This window comes from Streptomyces sp. TRM68416 (assembly GCF_014596915.1).
Classification (GTDB): domain Bacteria; phylum Actinomycetota; class Actinomycetes; order Streptomycetales; family Streptomycetaceae; genus Streptomyces.
Genome location: NZ_JACVWU010000026.1, coordinates 14,445 through 32,621, shown reverse-complemented (window position 1 = coordinate 32,621; position 18,177 = coordinate 14,445). Strand labels below are relative to the sequence as shown.

The 18,177-nt window shown below is 72.0% G+C and carries 22 protein-coding genes and 2 pseudogenes; 16 read left to right on the top strand and 8 right to left on the bottom strand.

The window, feature by feature from the left end; genetic code table 11:
• Positions 1-107: 107 nt before the first annotated feature.
• Positions 108-407, bottom strand: coding sequence for a UBP-type zinc finger domain-containing protein (locus tag ICC28_RS32690; protein WP_188292407.1), 300 nt, complete (start codon positions 405-407; stop codon positions 108-110).
• An 86-nt stretch (positions 408-493) separates the two neighbouring features.
• Here ICC28_RS32690 and ICC28_RS32685 point away from each other — a divergent pair, with 86 nt between their 5' ends.
• A complete protein-coding gene (locus ICC28_RS32685) occupies positions 494-2,089 on the top strand; it encodes a Na+/H+ antiporter (protein ID WP_188292406.1) in 1,596 nt (531 codons plus the stop codon).
• A 32-nt stretch (positions 2,090-2,121) separates the two neighbouring features.
• Here ICC28_RS32685 and ICC28_RS32680 read toward each other — a convergent pair whose 3' ends face one another.
• Positions 2,122-3,015, bottom strand: coding sequence for a 1-aminocyclopropane-1-carboxylate deaminase/D-cysteine desulfhydrase (locus ICC28_RS32680; protein WP_188292405.1), 894 nt, complete (start codon positions 3,013-3,015; stop codon positions 2,122-2,124).
• Between the two features lie 101 nt (positions 3,016-3,116).
• On the bottom strand, positions 3,117-3,695 hold the full coding sequence (locus tag ICC28_RS32675; RefSeq protein ID WP_188292478.1) for an N-acetylmuramoyl-L-alanine amidase: 579 nt from the start codon (positions 3,693-3,695) through the stop codon (positions 3,117-3,119).
• Positions 3,696-3,997: 302 nt separating this feature from the next.
• Here ICC28_RS32675 and ICC28_RS32670 point away from each other — a divergent pair, with 302 nt between their 5' ends.
• The 3 genes from ICC28_RS32670 to ICC28_RS32660 all read left to right on the top strand — a co-directional run bounded on the left by ICC28_RS32670 (position 3,998) and on the right by ICC28_RS32660 (position 7,465).
• Positions 3,998-5,404 (top strand): family 2B encapsulin nanocompartment shell protein, encoded by a 1,407-nt coding sequence (locus tag ICC28_RS32670; RefSeq protein WP_188292404.1) that lies wholly within the window; start codon positions 3,998-4,000, stop codon positions 5,402-5,404.
• A 121-nt stretch (positions 5,405-5,525) separates the two neighbouring features.
• Positions 5,526-6,674, top strand: coding sequence for a family 2 encapsulin nanocompartment cargo protein polyprenyl transferase (locus ICC28_RS32665; RefSeq protein ID WP_411158637.1), 1,149 nt, complete (start codon positions 5,526-5,528; stop codon positions 6,672-6,674).
• 194 nt (positions 6,675-6,868) lie between these two features.
• Complete coding sequence (locus ICC28_RS32660; protein ID WP_188292402.1) at positions 6,869-7,465, top strand: GNAT family N-acetyltransferase; 597 nt, start codon at positions 6,869-6,871, stop codon at positions 7,463-7,465.
• Between the two features lie 94 nt (positions 7,466-7,559).
• Here the strand turns inward: ICC28_RS32660 and ICC28_RS32655 are convergent, their stop codons facing one another.
• On the bottom strand, positions 7,560-8,150 hold the full coding sequence (locus ICC28_RS32655) for a TetR/AcrR family transcriptional regulator (protein ID WP_188292401.1): 591 nt from the start codon (positions 8,148-8,150) through the stop codon (positions 7,560-7,562).
• A gap of 113 nt (positions 8,151-8,263) precedes the next feature.
• On the opposite strand from ICC28_RS32655, the gene ICC28_RS32650 reads away from it, so the two are divergent.
• The 6 genes from ICC28_RS32650 (at position 8,264) to ICC28_RS32630 (ending at position 11,431) form a co-directional block, all read left to right on the top strand.
• On the top strand, positions 8,264-8,848 hold the full coding sequence (locus ICC28_RS32650; RefSeq protein ID WP_188292400.1) for a dihydrofolate reductase family protein: 585 nt from the start codon (positions 8,264-8,266) through the stop codon (positions 8,846-8,848).
• An 18-nt stretch (positions 8,849-8,866) separates the two neighbouring features.
• A complete protein-coding gene (locus ICC28_RS32645) occupies positions 8,867-9,148 on the top strand; it encodes a hypothetical protein (RefSeq protein WP_188292483.1) in 282 nt (93 codons plus the stop codon).
• A 95-nt stretch (positions 9,149-9,243) separates the two neighbouring features.
• Positions 9,244-9,660, top strand: coding sequence for a YciI family protein (locus ICC28_RS32640; protein WP_188292399.1), 417 nt, complete (start codon positions 9,244-9,246; stop codon positions 9,658-9,660).
• A gap of 5 nt (positions 9,661-9,665) precedes the next feature.
• Positions 9,666-10,865: an RNA polymerase sigma factor gene (locus tag ICC28_RS32635; protein WP_411158636.1), complete on the top strand. Its 1,200-nt coding sequence runs from the start codon at positions 9,666-9,668 to the stop codon at positions 10,863-10,865.
• A gap of 9 nt (positions 10,866-10,874) precedes the next feature.
• A complete protein-coding gene (locus ICC28_RS40860; protein WP_223190135.1) occupies positions 10,875-11,192 on the top strand; it encodes a DUF952 domain-containing protein in 318 nt (105 codons plus the stop codon).
• Positions 11,189-11,431: a hypothetical protein gene (locus ICC28_RS32630; RefSeq protein WP_188292398.1), complete on the top strand. Its 243-nt coding sequence runs from the start codon at positions 11,189-11,191 to the stop codon at positions 11,429-11,431. The genes ICC28_RS40860 and ICC28_RS32630 overlap by 4 nt, the downstream gene beginning before the upstream one ends.
• Here the strand turns inward: ICC28_RS32630 and ICC28_RS32625 are convergent.
• From ICC28_RS32625 to ICC28_RS32615, 3 genes are read right to left on the bottom strand one after another with little or no spacing between them, the layout of a single operon-like run.
• The gene (locus ICC28_RS32625; protein WP_188292397.1) at positions 11,428-12,156 is read right to left on the bottom strand and encodes a VOC family protein; all 729 of its coding nucleotides are present in this window, start codon (positions 12,154-12,156) and stop codon (positions 11,428-11,430) included. The genes ICC28_RS32630 and ICC28_RS32625 overlap by 4 nt on opposite strands.
• 15 nt (positions 12,157-12,171) lie before the next feature.
• Positions 12,172-12,594: a VOC family protein gene (locus tag ICC28_RS32620; protein ID WP_188292396.1), complete on the bottom strand. Its 423-nt coding sequence runs from the start codon at positions 12,592-12,594 to the stop codon at positions 12,172-12,174.
• A 35-nt stretch (positions 12,595-12,629) separates the two neighbouring features.
• Positions 12,630-13,022, bottom strand: coding sequence for a helix-turn-helix transcriptional regulator (locus ICC28_RS32615; protein WP_188292395.1), 393 nt, complete (start codon positions 13,020-13,022; stop codon positions 12,630-12,632).
• A gap of 78 nt (positions 13,023-13,100) precedes the next feature.
• Between ICC28_RS32615 and ICC28_RS32610 the strand changes: the two genes are divergently transcribed.
• Positions 13,101-13,673, top strand: coding sequence for a TetR/AcrR family transcriptional regulator (locus ICC28_RS32610; RefSeq protein WP_188292394.1), 573 nt, complete (start codon positions 13,101-13,103; stop codon positions 13,671-13,673).
• Positions 13,674-13,732: 59 nt separating this feature from the next.
• A complete protein-coding gene (locus ICC28_RS32605; RefSeq protein WP_188292393.1) occupies positions 13,733-14,758 on the top strand; it encodes an SDR family oxidoreductase in 1,026 nt (341 codons plus the stop codon).
• Here the strand turns inward: ICC28_RS32605 and ICC28_RS32600 are convergent.
• Positions 14,755-15,570 carry a peptidoglycan-binding protein gene (locus ICC28_RS32600; protein WP_188292392.1) on the bottom strand — a complete coding sequence of 272 codons (816 nt, stop codon included), beginning with the start codon at positions 15,568-15,570 and terminating at the stop codon, positions 14,755-14,757. The genes ICC28_RS32605 and ICC28_RS32600 overlap by 4 nt on opposite strands.
• Before the next feature lie 142 nt (positions 15,571-15,712).
• Between ICC28_RS32600 and ICC28_RS32595 the strand changes: the two genes are divergently transcribed.
• From ICC28_RS32595 to ICC28_RS32585, 4 genes and pseudogenes are all read left to right on the top strand, one after another.
• Positions 15,713-16,465 carry an SCO4225 family membrane protein gene (locus tag ICC28_RS32595; RefSeq protein WP_223190133.1) on the top strand — a complete coding sequence of 251 codons (753 nt, stop codon included), beginning with the start codon at positions 15,713-15,715 and terminating at the stop codon, positions 16,463-16,465.
• 96 nt (positions 16,466-16,561) lie between these two features.
• Positions 16,562-16,756 (top strand): annotated as a pseudogene (locus ICC28_RS41605) (sigma factor); the annotation flags it as partial.
• Between the two features lie 25 nt (positions 16,757-16,781).
• Positions 16,782-17,096: pseudogene (locus tag ICC28_RS32590) on the top strand (RNA polymerase sigma factor); the annotation flags it as partial.
• Positions 17,097-17,125: 29 nt separating this feature from the next.
• A complete protein-coding gene (locus ICC28_RS32585) occupies positions 17,126-18,169 on the top strand; it encodes a hypothetical protein (protein WP_188292482.1) in 1,044 nt (347 codons plus the stop codon).
• Positions 18,170-18,177 lie beyond the last annotated feature (8 nt).

Here is an 18,177-nt window from a genome sequence, read left to right as displayed (position 1 = left end):
CCCAACCCCCTGCTGTCACTCATAGTAAACCTATGGATACGCTCCGTGGCTAGGGGTTTGCCGGGCCCAAATGGGAAGAGCGCGCGCCGGGTTGACGTACCCAGGCGTCAGACGGTCGAACCGTCCGGATCCCGAGTCGTGGCGGGCGCCACGAGGACATGGTCGACGAAGCACCAGCGCCAGGCCTCACCCGGCTCGAAGGTCCGCATGACCGGGTGGTCGGTGTCCTCGTGGTGCCGTGTCGCGTGCCGCCCCGGCGACGAGTCGCAGCAGCCGACGTGACCGCAGGTGAGACACAGCCGCAGCTGTACCGGGTGCGTCCCGTCCGCCAGGCACTCCGGGCAGGTCTCGGTCAGCGGCGGCGGCTCCGGGTGCGGCAGCGCGTCGGCGTGCGTGCACTGTTTCATGATTGCCAGGTTACGACGGCCGCGCGCGGGGCCGCGCGGAAAAACGAGGGTGGGCGAACGACGATGGACGAGGGCGGGCGAGACGCATGGACGTGATGCCGCTGCTGTTGCTGGTGGCGGGCAGCGCCGCGGTCGCCGCCGCCGCGAGACGCACCCCGGTGCCGGCACCCCTGCTGCTGGTCGCTGCCGGGCTGGCCGTGTCGTACCTGCCGGGAGTGCCCGACTACACCCTCGACCCGCACATCGTGCTGCCGCTCATCCTGCCGCCGCTGCTGCACACGGCCGCCACCGACAGCTCCTACCTCGACCTGCGGGCACAACTGCGGCCCGTCGCGCTCCTGTCCGTGGGCTACGTGCTCTTCGCGACCCTCGTCGTGGGCTGGGCCGCCTATCTGATCGTGCCCGGGCTGCCGCTGACCGCCGCCCTGGTGCTGGGCGCGGTGGTGGCACCGCCGGACGCGGTCGCGGCCACGGCCGTCGCACGCCGGGTGGGGCTGCCGTCCCGGATCACCACGATCCTCCAGGGCGAGTCCCTGGTGAACGACGCGACCGCGATCACCGCCTACCGGGTGGCGCTCGCGGCCGCGGTCGGCGAGGGCGCCACCTGGGCCGGCGGGATCGGCGAGTTCCTGCTCGCGGCGGTCGGCGGCATCGGGATCGGCCTGGTGCTGATGGTGCCGATCCAGTGGCTGCGCACGCACGTGAAGGAGGCGCTGTTCCGCAACACGCTCTCCCTGCTGATCCCGTTCGTCGCCTACGCGGTCGCCGAGCAGGTGCACGCCTCCGGAGTGCTCGCGGTCGTGGTGGTCGCGCTCTGGCTCGGCCACCGCGCGTGGGAGGTCGATTTCGCCACCCGCCTCCAGGAGGAGGCCGTGTGGAGGATGGTCGCCTTCGTCCTCGAATCGGCGGTCTTCGCGCTGATCGGCCTGCAACTGCCGGTGGTCCTCAAGGGCCTCGGGGAGTACGAGGGCGGCAGCGCCGCCTGGTACGCGGTCGCCGTCTTCCTCGTGGTCGTCGCCTCCCGGTTCGTGTGGGTCTACCCGGCGACCTTCCTGCCGCGCCTGCTGTCGGCGCGGATCCGGGAGCGCGAGGAGAACCCCACCTGGAAGGGGCCGTTCATCATCTCCTGGGCCGCGATGCGGGGCGTGGTGTCCCTCGCCATCGCCTTCTCCGTCCCGCTCACCGTCAACGGCGGCGAGGAGTTCCCCGAGCGCAATCTGATCCTCTTCCTGACCTTCACCACCGTCATCGGCACGCTGGTCGTCCAGGGCGTCACGCTGCCGTCGCTGATCCGCCTGCTGAAGCTGCCCGGGCGGGACGCGCAGGCCGAGACGCTCGCCGAGGCCAACGCCCAGGCGCAGGCCTCCCGGGCCGCCGAGCGGCGCCTGGAGGAACTCCTCTCCGACGAGCGCAACGCCCTGCCGCCGCCCCTCGCCGACCGCCTCCGCGCGGTCCTGGAGCGGCGCCGCAACGCCGTCTGGGAGCGGCTCGGACAGGTCAACCCGGTCACCGGCGAGACCGTCGACGACACCTACCGGCGGCTGTCCCGGGAGATGATCGGCGCCGAGCGGGAGGTCTTCGTCAGACTGCGCGACGGGCGCCACATCGACGACGAGATGCTGCGCACGCTGCTGCGCCGGCTGGACCTGGAGGAGGCGGCGGCGTACCGGGAGGCCGGGTAGGGGCTGCGTGCTGCGGGGCTCTGGGCCCCTGCTCAGGGGAACGGGCGGCCGGTGACGACGGCCGCGACCGTCGTCCCGCGCGCGAAGGCGCCCTCCGCGGCGAGGGCGACAAGTCCGTACAGCAACTTGGCGACATACAGCCGTTCCACGGGCAGGCCGTGGCGGTCCTCGAAGTCGTCGGCGAAGGCGTGGAGTTCCGGGGGCGTACGGGCGTAGCCGCCGAAGTGGAAGCGGTCGTCGAGCGACCAGGTGCCCCGAGGGCCGCCGAACGCCTCCTGCTGCAGAGCCTGTATGTCGGCGGTCAGGAAACCGCCCTTGAGCACCGGGACCCCCAGGACCCGCCCGCCTTGCCCGAGTCCGGCGGCCAGGCCGGCCAGGGTGCCGCCGGTGCCGCAGGCGAGCGCGACGACGTCGGCGTGGCCGCGCAGTTCGGTGCCGAGCGCCTGGCAGCCGCGTACGGCGGCGGCGTTGCTGCCCCCTTCCGGGACGACGTACGCCCCGCGCGCGTCCGCCGCGCGCAGGATCGCCGCCAACGTGTCCGGTTCGTTCTTGCGGCGATACGTCGACCTGTCGACGAAGTGCAGCCGCATGCCGTCCGCGGCGCACCGCGCGAGGGAGGGGTTCAGGGCGCGGCCGGCCAGTTCCTGCCCGCGGACCACCCCGACCGTGGACAGGCCGAGGAGACGGCCCGCCGCGGCCGTGGCGCGCAGGTGGTTGGAGTAGGCCCCGCCGAACGTGACGACCGGCCTGCCCGCCGCCGCGCCGAGGTTCGGCGCCAGCTTGCGCCACTTGTTGCCGATCAGCTCCGGGTGGATCAGATCGTCCCGCTTGAGCAGCAGACGCACACCGCGACGGGCGAACCGGTCGTCGACGAGTTCCTCCAGGGGCGAAGGAAGCCGCGGCCGAAGTACGTCGATGCTGCTCACGGTGACATTGTCGCGCGGGGTGAGGGCAGCGCCCCGAAGGGGCGCGGGGAACTGCGCGATCAGCCCCACCGCACCCGCACCTGTAGCCGGACCCGAACCCCCTAGTTCAGACGCTTCCGGATCCGTTCGCGCATCGACTTCATCGTGAAGCCCCGGGGGTCCACCTTCCCCGGCTGCCACTCCAGGTGGCCGATGACGGATCGCTCCGTCCACCCGTGGTGGCGACAAATCGCGGCGGAAGCGCGTTCGATCGCGTCCAGTTGGGCCGCCGGCCACGGGTCGACCCCGTCGCCGAGGTTCTCGCACTCGAAGCCGTAGAAGTGGCGGTTCCCGTCGGTGTTGGCCTCGTTGTCGGGGGGCAGGGCCCGCTCCGCGATGACGGCGCGCAGGACGTCGTCGTCGCCCAGACCCGCGTGGTTGGCACGGCCGTAGCCGACGAGGTGGATCCTGCCGTCCTTGGTGATGACGCCGTGGCACAGCGGGCCGGGCAGGCCGGCGTAGCCGTTGCGGCACACGTCCACGGTCCGCTTGCTGCCCTTGGTCACCGTGTGGTGGATCATCACGCCGTGGACCGGCCCCCACGGACCCTTGTGATTGCGGTTGTGATTCTTCCAGTCGCCGACCTCGACGACGGTGGCGCCCTCGGCCCGAAGTCTCGCCAGGAATCTGCTCGCCGACATGGGTGAGGCCACGGCCGCCTCCTCCGTGCTGTGCGTCGGCCGCCGTGCGCGGCCTCCTCGTACCGCTGCTTGTACCGAAACGGAATGATCGGGAATCGGGCGAGCGCACGGCCGGCGTGCAGTTTCGGCCAATCCGCGGAATGGGCGGCGACGGGCCGGAGCCCCTATGTGCCCAGCCCGCGGAAGATCCATTCCCGCTCTTTCGGGTAATAGCACCGACACGCTCCGTGAGAAAGGCTGGGCCGTGAAATCGATGCCCGGCGCAGACCGGCGCCGGAGCATGACCGGGAGGGCATTTCTTTATGTCGGTAGGCGAAGAGGTCCGCACAGAGCAGGGCAAGCCGCAGCAGAGCCTCGGCCCGGCCGCCGCGCGGAACCTGGCCACCACTACCAAGTCCGCACCCCAGATGCAGGAGATCAGCTCGCGCTGGCTGCTGCGCATGCTTCCGTGGGTGAACGTGCAGGGCGGCACGTACCGGGTGAACCGCCGCCTGACGTACGCCGTGGGGGACGGCCGCGTCACCTTCGTGAAGACCGGCGACCGCGTCGAGGTCATCCCCGCGGAGCTGGGCGAACTGCCCGCTCTGCGGTCGTACGAGGACGAGGAGGTCCTCGCCGAACTGGCCCGCCGCTGCCAGCAGCGCGAACTCGCCGCGGGCGAGGCGCTCGCCTCCTTCGGCAGTCCGGCCGACGAGGTGTACCTGCTGGCACACGGCAGGGTCGAGAAGATCGGCACGGGCCCGTACGGCGACGACGAGTCCCTCGGTGTCCTCGCCGACGGCGCCTACCTGGGGGACCAGGCGCTGACCGACGCGGACGCCATCTGGGAGTACACCGTCCGCACGGTCACCGCGTGCACCGTCCTCGTCCTGGCCCGCCAGGACGTCGAGCAGGTCGCGGAGCGCTCCGACAGCCTGCGCGAGCACCTGGAGCAACTGCGCGCGGTCCCCGCCCAGCGCACCAACAAGTACGGCGAGAAGGAGATCGACCTCGCGGCCGGCCACAGCGGCGAGCCGGACATCCCGCACACCTTCGTCGACTACGAGGCAAGGCCCCGCGAGTACGAACTGAGCGTCGCCCAGACCGTGCTGCGCATCCACTCGCGCGTGGCCGACCTGTACAACCAGCCGATGAACCAGACCGAGCAGCAGTTGCGGCTGACGGTCGAGGCGCTCAAGGAGCGCCAGGAGCACGAGCTGATCAACAACCGTGAGTTCGGCCTGCTGCACAACTGCGAGTACGACCAGCGGATCCAGCCGCACGACGGCGTGCCCAGCCCGGACGACCTGGACGAGCTGCTCAGCAGGCGCCGCGGCACCAAGCTGCTGCTCGCCCACCCGCGCGCGATCGCCGCGTTCGGCCGTGAGCTCAACAAGCGCGGGCTCGTCCCCGAGACGATCGACGTGGCCGGCAACCGCATCCCCACCTGGCGCGGGGTGCCGATCTACCCGTGCAACAAGATCCCGGTCACCGAGGCCCGTACCACCTCGATCATCGCGATGCGTACCGGCGAGGCGGAGCAGGGCGTCATCGGGCTCCAGCAGGCCGGCATCCCCGACGAGATCGAGCCGAGCCTGTCCGTGCGGTTCATGGGCATCAACGAACAGGCGATCATCAAGTACCTGGTGACGGCGTACTACTCGGCCGCGGTCCTCGTGCCGGATGCGCTCGGCGTCCTGGAGGACGTCGAGATCGGGCGCTGGCGGTGACGCTCCCCGCAGCCTGCGGTGTCCCCGCCCTCCGGGGCGGGTACACCCCTGGGGGTACACGACCGGCCGCAGCGCAGGCCACCGCCCGCCGACCCGACCAGGCGATCCGATGGGTGAGTTCATGACGGAGACGCAGCAACGCCCCGCCGGCCGACGGCGACCGGCCGCCCTGCCTCGCGAGGGGCCGAGGGCCGCCAGGACCGGCGCGGAGACCGGCCCCGGCCCGCTCGACGGGCACGAGGCGACCGCCATCCTGGAGCGTTCCAGGGCGGCCGTCGACCCCGAACTGCGCGCCGCCCTCGACTCGTTGCCCGGCTCCATGCGCCGCGTCTCGCTCTACCACTTCGGCTGGGAGCACGCCGACGGCACCCCGGCGGCGGGCAACGCGGGCAAGGCGATCCGGCCCGCGCTCGTCCTCGCCGCCGCCGAGGCGCTCGGCGGGCGCCCCGCGCGTGCGGCAGCCGTCCGGGCGGCCGCCGCGGTGGAACTGGTCCACAACTTCACGCTGCTGCACGACGACGTGATGGACCGCGACAGCACCCGACGCCACCGGCCCACCGCCTGGACCGTGTTCGGTGACGCCGACGCGATCCTCGCCGGGGACGCCCTCCAGGCACTGGCCCTGCGGCTGCTCGCCGAGGACCCGCACCCGGCGTCCGCGGCGGCCGCCGCCCGGCTCGCCGCCTGCGTCGTCGAACTGTGCGAGGGCCAGCACGCCGACACCGCCATGGAGAGCTGCCGCCCCGCGGAGATCTCCCTCGCCGAGGTGCTCGCCATGGCCGAGGCCAAGACGGGCGCGCTGCTGGGCTGCGCCTGCGCGCTGGGCGCGCTGTACGCGGGGGCCGCCGAGGAGGAGGTGGCGGCGATGGACGCGTTCGGCCGTGAGGCCGGGCTCGCCTTCCAGCTCATCGACGACGTCATCGGCATATGGGGGGACCCCCGGCACACCGGGAAACCGGCCGGCGCCGACCTGGCCGGGCGCAAGAAGTCGTTGCCGGTGGTCGCCGCGTTGGCCTCCGGCACGCCGGCCGCCGCGGAGCTGGCCGAGCTGTACGAAGTGCCGTACGGCGAGGGCGGCTTGACGCCGGAGGAGGAGACCGCCCGCACGGCGCTGGCGGTGGAGCGGGCCGGCGGACGCGACTGGGCGCAGGCCCAGGCCGCGGACCGGATGGCCCGTGCGATGCAGGAACTGGCGCGGGCGGTGCCCGACCCGGAGGAGGCGGGAGGCCTGCTGGCGCTGGCCGAGTTCGTCACCCGCCGCAGTACCTGACGCCCCGCCGCAGACCGCCGGAGGCGGCGCCCGTACGGCTCCTGACCCCGTACGGCCACCGCCCCCGGCCACGGGTCCCGCACATCCCCACGGTGTGCGGGGCCCGCTCCCACACTCACAATGTCCGGATCCCTCTCGGCACATCGTCTCCAACCCCCTTACGATCAAGTCAGGTTGAGGCGAAGGGGCAGGGCATGGGTGTGGTGATCCGGGCGGCCGGGGCGGAGGACCGGGAGCTGGTGGTGCGGCTTCTGGACGAGGCCTTCCAGGACGATCCGGTGAGCGGCTGGGTCTTTCCCGGTGCCGCGTACCGGCGGGCGACCCACCACCGGCTCATGGCGGCGTTCGCCGACATCGTGCTCGCGGAGGGGTGGATCGACCTGGCCGAGGACGGCTCGGCCTGCGCGCTGTGGCTGTCCGTGCCCGCCGGGGGCCACGACGCCGACGACGACGGTCCCGCGCAGCTCCGTGCCGCCGTCGACCCGGAGAACGAGCGGGTGGAGCTGATCGGCAGGCTGACCGCGGACATCCACCCCTCGGACCGCGCCCACGCCTACCTGTGGATGATCGGCGTGGACCCGGGCCGGCAGGGGGAGGGGCTCGGCACCGCGCTCATCACCTCGGTCCTCGACCGTTGTGACAGGGAGGGCCTGCCCGCCTATCTGGAGGCGAGCAGCGCCCGCAGCCGGGGCCTGTACGAGCGGCTCGGCTTCGAACTCCTCGACAGCCCCCTCGACCTGCCCGACGGCCCGCAGATGTGGCCGATGTGGCGAGAGCCGGCCGCATCCTGAACGAACGCCTCCGGCAGAGCGAACGCTTCCGGCAGAGCGAACGTCTCCGGCAGGGCGAACGCCTCCGATAGAGCGAACGCCTCCGGCAGAGCACTCACGCCTCCGGCACGATCGTCTCCACGACCCGCTCGATCAGCCCGTCCGGTACCGCGACCCCGGGCAGTACGCCCTCCAGGACGTCCGGCAGCGTCAGGTGCTCCAGGATCAGCCCGAGCATCGCGAGATAGAGCACCGCGACCGTCCCGTCGCCGCCGGGCAGGCCCATGTCCCGGTGGAACTCCATGCCCTCCTCCAGGTCCGCGCGCACCGACTTGGTGTAGGACGCGCGCAGTTCGGGGCGGCGAGTGGCCTCCAGGCGCATCTCCAGCAGGCCGAGATAGGCGTCGCGGTCGCGCGTGGCGCGGGCCATCAGGTCGTGCATGAACGCGGTGACCAGTGAGCGGTCCTTCGGGCGCCGCATCAGCCCGGCGAGCACCTCGGGGTCGGGCGCGAGCCGTTCGTGCAGTCGGGCGTCGATCTGGCGGAGCAGGTCGTCGCGGCCGGTGAAGTAGTTCGAGGCGGTGCCCACCGGCACCCCGGCCGCGGCGTCCACCGCGCGGAACGTCAGCCCGCGCGCCCCCTCGCGCGCGAGCACCGCGACCCCCGCGTCCACGAGCGCGGCCCGGCGCTCCGGATTCCTGGCCAATGCGGAATCTCCTCCCTCAGTTGCTGCGAGTCGGTGAAACACCCTTGCAACCACTACAAGTGAAGCACTACAAATGGAGTTGTTCACAGGTCACCCTACGGAAAGAGACCGGCTTGCGAAAGCTCACGTACTACGTCGCCTGCTCCATCGACGGCTTCATCGGCGACCCGAAGGGCGACGCCTCGTCGATGTACGCCTACCTCGACGACGAGTTCCTCGGCTGGCTCACCTCGGCCTACCCGGACACCCTCCCGGCCCAGGGCCGCGAGCAACTCGGCGTCAAGGACGCCGCGAACCCCAACTTCGACACGGTGATCCAGGGCCGGGCCAGCTACCAGCTCGCCCTCGACGCCGGCATCACCAGCCCGTACTCCCACCTGCGCGAGTACGTCGCCTCCCGCACCCTCGGCGCCTCCCCCGACCCGAACGTGACGGTGATCGAGGGCGACCTGGTCGCCCGGGTCCGGGAACTGAAGGCCGAGGAGAGCGACCTCGGCATCTGGCTCTGCGGCGGCTCACGGGTGGCGGGCGAACTCCTCGACGAGATCGACGAACTCGTCATCAAGACCTACCCGCAGGTCTACGGCACGGGCATGCCGATGTTCGGCACCGACTTCAGCGTCACGGACTTCACCCTGGAGGGGGTGCGCACCTTCGCCAACGGAGTGCTGGTGCGCACCTACGCACGAAAGCGCTGACCGGCCTACCCTGGGACCATGGGCAGCGACGCGCATGCCTGTCCCGTCTGCGGACAGTCCGTCGAAACGGTCGTCCGGCGTCACAAGACGCTGGGCGCCTGGGTCCCGCGCTGGGTGGCCGGCCCGTGCCGCAACCCCGACTGCGAGGCCTATGTGGAAGAAGGCTCCGAGGAGGAGTGCCGCGATCCACATCACCACCACGGGCACCATCCACGCCACAAGCACCCCGACCACCACGAGCGCGCAGAGGATCGAGGCGAGCCCGAAGGGCCGGGGGAGCCCGCGGAGAAAAATTCCTGAACCGCCGGCCCCCACCATGTCGAGAACGCCGATCCGGCTCCGACGTCCCCTGTGAGAGCCGCCCGACGGGTGGCGCGAACCGAAGGAGCCCAGTCATGAAGTACCTGGTCATGGTGCAGGGAACGCAGGCGGACTACGAGGCCATGCAGGGCCGGACCTCCGAGCACTCCCCGGCGGCCTGGACCGAGAAGGACATCCAGGCGATGTTCGCCTGGATGGGCGCGATCAACGACGACCTCGCCGAGTCCGGCGAACTGGTCGACGCCCAGGGGCTGACCGAGCCCGCGAAGGCCCGGCACGTCAGCCGCGGCGCGGACGGCAAGCCCGTGATCACCGACGGCCCGTACGGCGAGACCAAGGAGCTGCTGGCCGGCTACTGGGTCCTCGACTGCGCGAGCCTGGAACGGGTCACCGAGATCGCCGCCCGCGTGGCCCAGTGCCCCGTGCCCGCCGGGGCGCCCGAGTACCCGGTGGTGATCCGGCCCATCGGCGAAGGCGGCGGGGACGTCTGAACCCCGTGAGCGACACCGTCGAGGACCTGCTGCGCCGCCACGCGCCGCAGGTCCTCGGCGCACTCGTCCGCCGCTACGGCCATTTCGACGCCGCCGAGGACGCCGTACAGGAGGCGCTGCTCGCCGCCGCCGGGCAGTGGCCCTCGGCCGGGGTGCCGGACAACCCGCGCGGCTGGCTGATCAAGGTGGCCTCGCGCAAGCTGACCGACGCGCTGCGGGCGGACGACGCCCGGCGGGCGCGGGAGGAGAAGGCGGTGGCCCTCGGCGAGCGCCTGGCGTCCGGCGCGGACCGCGCTCCCCGCGAGGACGACACCCTCTCGCTGCTCTTCCTGTGCTGCCACCCCGACCTCACCCCGCCCGCCCAGGTCGCCCTCACCCTGCGCGCGGTCGGCGGCCTGACCACGGCCGAGATCGCCCGTGCGCACCTCGTCCCCGAGGCGACCATGGCCCAGCGGATCAGCCGCGCCAAGCAGAAGGTGCGCGGGGTGGGCTTCGGCTGCCCGGACAACTGGGCCGAGCGGCTGCCCGCCGTCCTGCAGACGCTGTACCTGATCTTCAACGAGGGCTATACGGCGACCTCGGGGCCGTCCCTCCAGCGGCGCGACCTCGCCGCCGAGGCGGTCCGGCTGACCCGCGCGGTCCACCGGCTGCTCCCGGACCACGGCGAGGTCACCGGCCTGCTCGCCCTCATGCTGCTCACCGACGCCCGCCGCGAGGCCCGCACCGGCCCGCACGGCGATCTCGTGCCCCTCGACGAACAGGACCGCGACCGCTGGGACAAGGCCGAGATCGAGGAGGGCGTGGCCCTGATCACCCACGCCCTCTCGCACGGTCCGGCCGGCCCCTACCAACTGCGCGCGGCCATCGCCGCCGTGCACGACGAGGCGCCGTCCGCCGAGGCCACCGACTGGCGCGAGATCCTCGGCCTCTACGACGTCCTGGTGGACCTCGTCCCCGGCCCCGTCGAACGCCTCAACCGTGCCGTCGCCGTGGCCATGGTCCACGGCCCCCAGGCGGGCCTGGCCGAACTGGACACCCTCGACGTCGACTTGGGCCACCGACTCGACGCCGTACGCGGACACCTCCTGGAGCGCGCCGGCTCCTACGACGAGGCCCGCGCCGCCTACGAGTCGGCGGCCGCGCAGACCATGAGCCTGCCCGAGCAGCGCTACCTGCTGGGGCGTGCGGCGCGGATCAGGCCGTAACGTGAAGCCATGACCGACCCCGTCCTGCACCTCACCGAGCGTTCCCTGTGGGAGGCGGCCCGCGCCAAGGGCACGTACGAGATCTCGACGCGCGGGAGGACCCTCCGGGAGGAGGGCTTCATCCACTGCTCCACCCGGGCCCAACTGCCGCGCACGGCGGCGGCGTTCTTCGCGGACCTGGACGATCTCGTCGTCCTGGTCGTGGATCCCGGGCGCCTCGGCGTCCCGCTGAAGTACGAGGCGGCAAAGCCCGGCGGCGAGGAGTTCCCGCACATCTACGGTCCGATCCCGGTCGAGGCGGTCGTGGCCGTGGAGCCGTGGCCGTGACCGAAGGGCGCCGCCGGTGGCGGTGGGCCGTGGCGGTGTGGGCGGCCGTCGTGATCCTGGGCGGCGGGCTCACGCTGTGGCTGCAGGACACGGACGAGCAGCCGGTACCGCACGGCGGTGCGGAGACCTTCGAGCCGCCATCAGTGGGCCCGGACTCCGACTGCCCCGGCCCCGGCCTCACCCCGTCCCCCCGCTCCGACGGGACGATCGTCCTGTGCGCCTACAGCACGGGCCGTTAGCGGCTGCCTGTCTCCGGGTTCCGCCCCGTCAGGCAGTACGCACCGCCGGCCGGATCGCGCATGACCGTCCAGTGCGAGCCGTGGGAAACCGTCTCCGCGCCCAGCTCCTCATGGCGGGCCCGGGTCGCCGCGATGTCCGCGCAGGCCAGGTCCAGATGGGCGGAGAGCGGGCGCTCGGTGCCGAGACGCTGGAGCAGGATACGGATGGGCAGCCCGGCCGGGGGTTCGACCACGTGGAACTCCGGCAGCGAGCCGGGGTGGGACGCCCATCCCGGCAACAGCGTGCTCCAGAACGCGACTTCGGCGTCGTAGAGCGAGGGCGGGATGTCCAGGCACACCTGGTCCAGCCGGGTTCCCCGCACCACGGGCGGCCGGGTCGCCTCCCCCTGCCAGGGCACGGCACAGAACAACTGCCCCGCGGGTGAACGAAGTACGGCCCACCCCTCGTGCTCGGCCGCCATACCGGCCCCGAGCCGCAGTGCCTCCTTCACGGATTCCGCTACGTCGTCCACGGCGAAGTCGAGATGCGCGCCGCCCTCACCCTCGGCGACGCCCTGGACCTTGACGCACGGGTCCCCCGAGTCGGGCAGCAGGGTCACGAACTCACCCTGATCACCACGGAGTTCGGAAAGCAGCGTCCCCGTGACCGCGGTCCAGAAGTCGCAGGCGGGGCCGAAGAGCGGGGCGGGGCGGTCGATGAAGGCGTACGTCCAGCGAAGGGTCATGCCGGGGATCGTAGGTCAGCCGGCCTGCATGAACCGCAGCATATTTCCCGCCGGGTCCCGGAACGCGCAGTCGCGCACGCCGTACGGCATGTCCGTCGGCTCCTGGATCACATCGGCGCCCGACTCCCGTACCCGCGCGAACAGGGCGTCGCAGTCGGGGGTGGTGAAGTTGACCCCGCGCAGCACACCCTTGGCGAGGAGGCGCGCCATCGCCTCCCGGTCGGCGGGGGAGATGTCGGGGTCGGCGGCGGGCGGCTCCAGCACGATGTCCACGTCGGGCTGGAGCGGCGAGCCGACGGTCACCCAGCGCATCCCCTCGTACGAGACGTCGTTGCGCACCTCCATGCCCAGGACGTCCACGTAGAAGGCGATCGCCTTGTCGTGGTCGTCGACGGCGAGGAAGCAGTTCTTGAGTTTGACGCCCGGATTGCTGTCCATGACAGCAGGCTAGGCCGCCACGACCGTTTCGGCAGCTACGACCGTTTCGGTCGGGTGAAGCGACGGGCCACGCAGGGCGGGATGGCCGCGCTGTCCGTGTGCTCGCGGGCCCGGTAGGCGCTCGGGGTCTCGCCGACCAGCTGGGTGAAGCGCGAGCTGAACGAGCCGAGCGATGTGCAGCCGACGGCCATGCAGACCTCCGTGACCGTGAGGTCCCCGCGGCGCAGCAGCGCCTTGGCGCGCTCGATGCGGCGGGTCATGAGGTAGCCGTACGGCGTCTCGCCGAACGCCTCGCGGAAGCTGCGCTGGAAGTGGCCCGGGGACATCAGGGCCGTGCGGGCAAGGGCCGTCACGTCGAGGGGCTCGGTGTACTCGCGGTCCATGCGGTCCCGCGCCTGCCGCAGCCGGACCAGGTCCTCGATGTTCACGGAGCCAGCATCGCACGCCACGCGGGGGTGATGAAGGCAGGTAGCGGAAAATATGCAGACCGGTCTATTGTCCTGCCCATGGGTGTCAAGGGCGAGGAGACGCGCTCCCGGCTGATCGCCGCCACGCGCGCACTGATCGAGGCGCGGGGCTACTTCGGCACGGGCCTGAACCAGGTGCTGGCCGAGAGCGGGGCGCCGCGCGGCTCCCTGTACTTCCACTTCCCCGCGGGCAAGGACCAGTTGGTGGCCGCGGCGCTGACGGAGAGCGGCCAGGAGGTCGGCGACCTGATCGCGTCCCTCGGTGCCGACCGGCTGTCCGCGCTGGAGATCGTCCGTCGGCTGCTCGACGTCTTCGCCGAGCGGATGGAGGCATCCGACTACGACAAGGGCTGCCCGCTGGCGACTGTGGCGCTCGAAGTGGCGGGTGGCAACGAGGTGTTGCGCGGCGTCTGCGCCGAGGCGTACGGGCGCTGGCAGCAGGCGCTGGCCGACTGTCTGACCGCGGAGGGGCACTCCGCCGCCTCGGCCGAGGCGCGCGCGAGTGCGGTGCTCGCGCAGGTGGAGGGGGCGCTGCTGCTGGCCAGGGTGCAGCGCAGCCGCCTGCCGCTCGAACAGGCGGCGCGGGCGGCGGAGTTGCTGCTCGCGGAGTGATCGGGGCTTGCCCCATGACCTAAAAATATGCAGACCGGTCTACTTTTTCGGAGGTTCTCATGAGCTCCACCCTGGTCCTCGGTGCCACCGGCTTCACCGGCCGCTGGCTTCTGCTCGCCCTGCTCGGCCGGGGCGTGCCGGTCGCCGCGGCGGTACGCGGCGGGAGCGCGCGCGACGCGGGACTGCGGCGCTGGCTGCGCGACCACGGCGCGGACGACCGCGCCCTCGTCACCGTGGCCGCCGACATCACCCGCCCCTGCCTCGGACTCACCCCGGCCGACGAGGAGTTGCTCGGCGACGTCCGCGACGTGTTCAACACCGCCGCGCTCTACCGCTTCGGCCTGACCGCCGAGGAGGCCCGCCCGGTCAACGCGGACGGCGCCCGCAACGTAGTGCACTGGTCGGCGACGCGCCCGCGCCTGCGCAGGCTCGTGCATCTGTCCGGCTACCGGGTCAGCCAGGAGGCCCGGCTCGACGGGCCGCGTCTCTACGCGGAGTTGGGCGCCTACGAGGCGTCCAAGACGGAGGGCGACGCGGCGGTACGCCTCACCGCGCCGCAGCTCGGCGTGCCGCTGACGGTGGTCAACCCCAGCTCGGTGATCGGGCATTCGGCCACCGGCGAGGCGGGGCAGTACATCGGCCTGGCGGGCATCGTCGAGCAGTTGTGGACGGGCCGACTGCCCGCGCTGCCCGGCAGCCGCCGTACGTTCGTCCCGGTCGTCACCGTCGACTACCTGGCCGAATTCCTGGCGTCCGTAACGGAGTTGGACCAGGACCCCGTCCACCGGCACTGGGTGCTCGACCCCGCGACCCCCTGCCTGCCGGACCTGGTCGCACTCCTCGCGGACCACCTCGGCGTCAGGGCACCGCGCCTCACCCTCCCCGTGGGCCTGATCCGCCGCCTGCCCCGGACCCTGACCGGGGCGGACCCGGAGACGCTCGGCTTCCTCTCCGAGGAGCGCTACGACACCGGATCCGCCGACCGCCTGGCCCGCGCAGCCGGCCTGCGCCACCCTCCGGTGGAGCAGGCGCTGCGACACTGGGCGTCCCGCCTGGTGGCGGACGAATTCGGGCGTGCAGCCTAGACGTTCGGGACCTTCAGCTTGTCCCAAGTCGTCTTGCCGGGCGGCCACTTGGCCTCTGCGCCGGTGAAGCCGCACTTGCGCTGCCAGGCCTCGTAGCTCTCGATGTCCGCGGGGCCGAGCGTGGGGCCGGGGCCGACCGTGTAGCGGCCGCAGCCGACGGCGACGAGCCGCTTGCCCATGGCGGTGAAGATCGGCGACTTCTTGCCCAGCGCGGGCTTGCCGTCCTTGAGGAAGAAGGCGGCGCCGGGATACGGCTCCACCTTCGGCCTGGCCGGACCGCCCCCGGTGCCGGGCTTCGTCTCGGTGCCCCCGGGCCGGGGCGCACCCTTCTGCACCCACGCGTACAGCGCCTTGCCCGGGCAGGCGGTCGCGTGTCCGTCGCGGTGGCCCTTGATCTCGTTGCCGGCGCCGTGCTTGCGCAGCAGCTCGATGCCGTCGCGGATCGCGGAGAGCATGGCGTCCGTGGGTTGGGTCAGGCCCTCGCTGCCGACGAGGCCGATGATGGCGTAGTGGCCCCTGTTGAGCTCCTGGTTGCCGTTGGCGCCGGTACGGCGGCGGAGGCCGCGGCCCTCCAGCAGGTAGCCGTGCGGGCAGGCGCCGTAGTTGTAGGCGATGTCGGAGTAGTTCTCCACCGTGTTCGCCAGGTGCGACTTGCGGATCTGCTGCCAGTGGTCGACGCACAGGTCGTGGTGGGCGAGGAGGTTCTTGGAGACGGGTGAGCCCGCGTAGTGCACCTTGACGCCCTTGGTGGACGTCTGGGTCGGCGCGGCGGATGTGGGCCAGCCGAGCTGGCTCCTGGTGACGAGTTTCATGATTCCCCCTGTTCACGCGCTCCAGCGCACTGGTCCGGGCGCCGAAGGCAAGGGAAAAGTACCGAATTTGACGGTCGCGGAGCATGCGTTTTCCGTATCGATCCGGGCGACTGTCCCCAGACGGGTCTGAGCATGCGTACTCATGTCCGAACCCGTCCGCCGGGCCATCGTGGAGAACACACCGACCACGGAACCGTCCGAGGAGCCCGCGATGACGCACGACGCCCACCCCCGCCGCCTTCCGCGCCTGCGCCGGCTGTCGGCGCTCGCCACGGGCACCTGGCTCGGCCGCGGCTACCTGGCCGTCTTCGGCGCCTCCGTCCCGGCGGTGTTCCTCTTCCCGGACAGCCCCGTCGCCGCCGCCCCGATGCTGCTCACGGCACCCTGGTCCTTCTTCGCCATGGCCCTGCCCTTCGGCCCCGGCACCGACGGCGGAGGCGCGGCCCAGGTGCTCGCCCTCACCTTCACCGCCGCATGGCTCCTGCTGGCCGCCTTCGTGAACGCGGCCGTGCTCGGCGCCCTCACCGCGAGGCAGGGCGCCGCCGCGCTCGGCACCCGCACCGCCGGCCCACGGCCGCACAGGCTCCGGGACCTGCTCGCTCCCGCCGTCGACAACTGGCTCGCACGCGGATACCTCGCCGTGGTCGCCGCGGCCCTGGGCTTCTGCTTCTACGCCGTCCACCTGTCGCCGGACCCCGGCTTCGCGGGCATCTGGCCCCTCATGACCACGGCCCCCTTCAGCCTCCTCGCCGTCCTGGCCATGCCCACCGGCGACTCCTGGCTCACCTCCCTGATCTTCTTCACCGGCACCGCCGCAGCCGGCCTCCTCAACGCCGTCCTGCTCGGCCGCCTCGCCCGCAGGGTGGGCACCGGGGAGCCCCATCCGGCGGCCTGACGGGTTGGTTGCCGTACCCGTGCAACTCCTGCGCGCCACCGGACACAAACAAGGTGAGGCCATGGCGCAGGGGGAGGGGCGGGCGTGAGGAGACCGATGGACGACCCACGTGGGTTCGAAGAGGTCTATCGGCGTACGTATCTGCCCGTCCTGAGATTCCTGCGCCGGCGCCTGCCTCCCGCCGCGGCCGAGGATGCCGCGGCGGAGGTGTTTCTGGTGGCTTGGCGTCACCGGCACGAGATTCGGGGCGACGAACTGCCGTGGCTGTACGGCGTCGCCCGCCGCGTGGCGGCCAACGCGTTGGCGGGCCCGGGACCGTGCCGACCGGCTGGGCGACCGGATACGCGCGGACTACGAGGACGGAGCCGAACCCGCGGCCGAGGAGGCGGTCCTGCTGAGGCTGGGGGCGCAAGGCGTGCTGGACCGGCTCCCGGCGCAGGAGCAGGAAGTGCTGCTCCTGGTGGCCTGGGACGGGCTGAGCGCCCGCGACACGGCGAAGGTCCTCGGCTGCAGCGCAGGGGCCTTCAAGGTCCGCCTGCATCGGGCCCGCCGCATGCTGGAGGCGGCGGTGGCCGAGGACGGGGCTCAGCTACCCGAGGTGGGACTGCCGGTGGACGGGAGGACGCGGTGAGGGGAGATCTCAGGAAGGTGCGAGCGCTCATGCCTCCCGATCCGGAGGCCGGGTTCGCACGCGACGGCGTCCTTCCGGACCGCGCCGAGCGTGAGTTGGCAGCGCTGCTGGCCACAGAGGATCCGAAACCGCGATCGCCCAAGGGCATGCCGCGCCGGAGCATTCTTCTGGCGGGCGGTGCGGTGGCCTCGGCGACCGCTGTGGCCGCCTCGGGAGAAGTGGGCCGGCTGCTGGGCGCGTCGGGCGGGGAGGCTGCGGCCGCGACGACGCAGCCGGTACTGGTGCTGCGCCGCATCGCCGGCAGGTCCTCGCACGACGTGCTGACAGAACTCGCCGACAAGGTGGGCAAGCTCGCTCCCGAGACCGTGCAGGGCCCGTACCTCTACACCAAGAGCTGGGGTTGGTGGCTGAACTCGGCCGGAGATGTACCCGGCGGGGTCGCCAACGCCGCCGTGCCGACGGTGACGGAGCAGTGGATCAGGACGTCGGACGGCTCCGGCCGCGAGCGTCGCCGGTACGGCAGGCCGTACTTCCCCAACCCGGATCAGGAACGGGACGCCCGCGAGGCGGCTTTGATCGAGGGCAAGGGCGTAGAGGACAAGACCTACGGGACCGGGCATTTCACCCCGTACCCCGAATGGCAGCAGCTCATCCCCTTCTCGACCGACCCTGACCGGCTCCTCGCCCAGATGAAGCAGGTCAACTGGGAGGCCGGGCGATTGATCTACGGCGTCTCGGCCATGCTCAACGCAGCCCAACTGACTTCCGGCGTCGTAGCTCCGGAGCTACGCGCGGCAGCCCTCCGAGTCCTCGCCAAGTGCACGGACGTCACGGTGACCACCACAACGACCTGGCAGGGACAGCAGGCGCTAGCCGTCACCCAGGAAGGCAGGCACAAGAACGCCACCTTCCGCGACTCCCTGCTCATCGACCCGACGGACGGCTATCCCATGGGCCACGAGGACGCCCTGCTCGGCGATCCACTGGCCCTGAACATCGCGGTTCCAGGAACGCTGTCGGTGAACGAGACCCTGGCCCGCGGCACGGTGAAGGACACCAGGAGCAGGATCTGACCCACTCC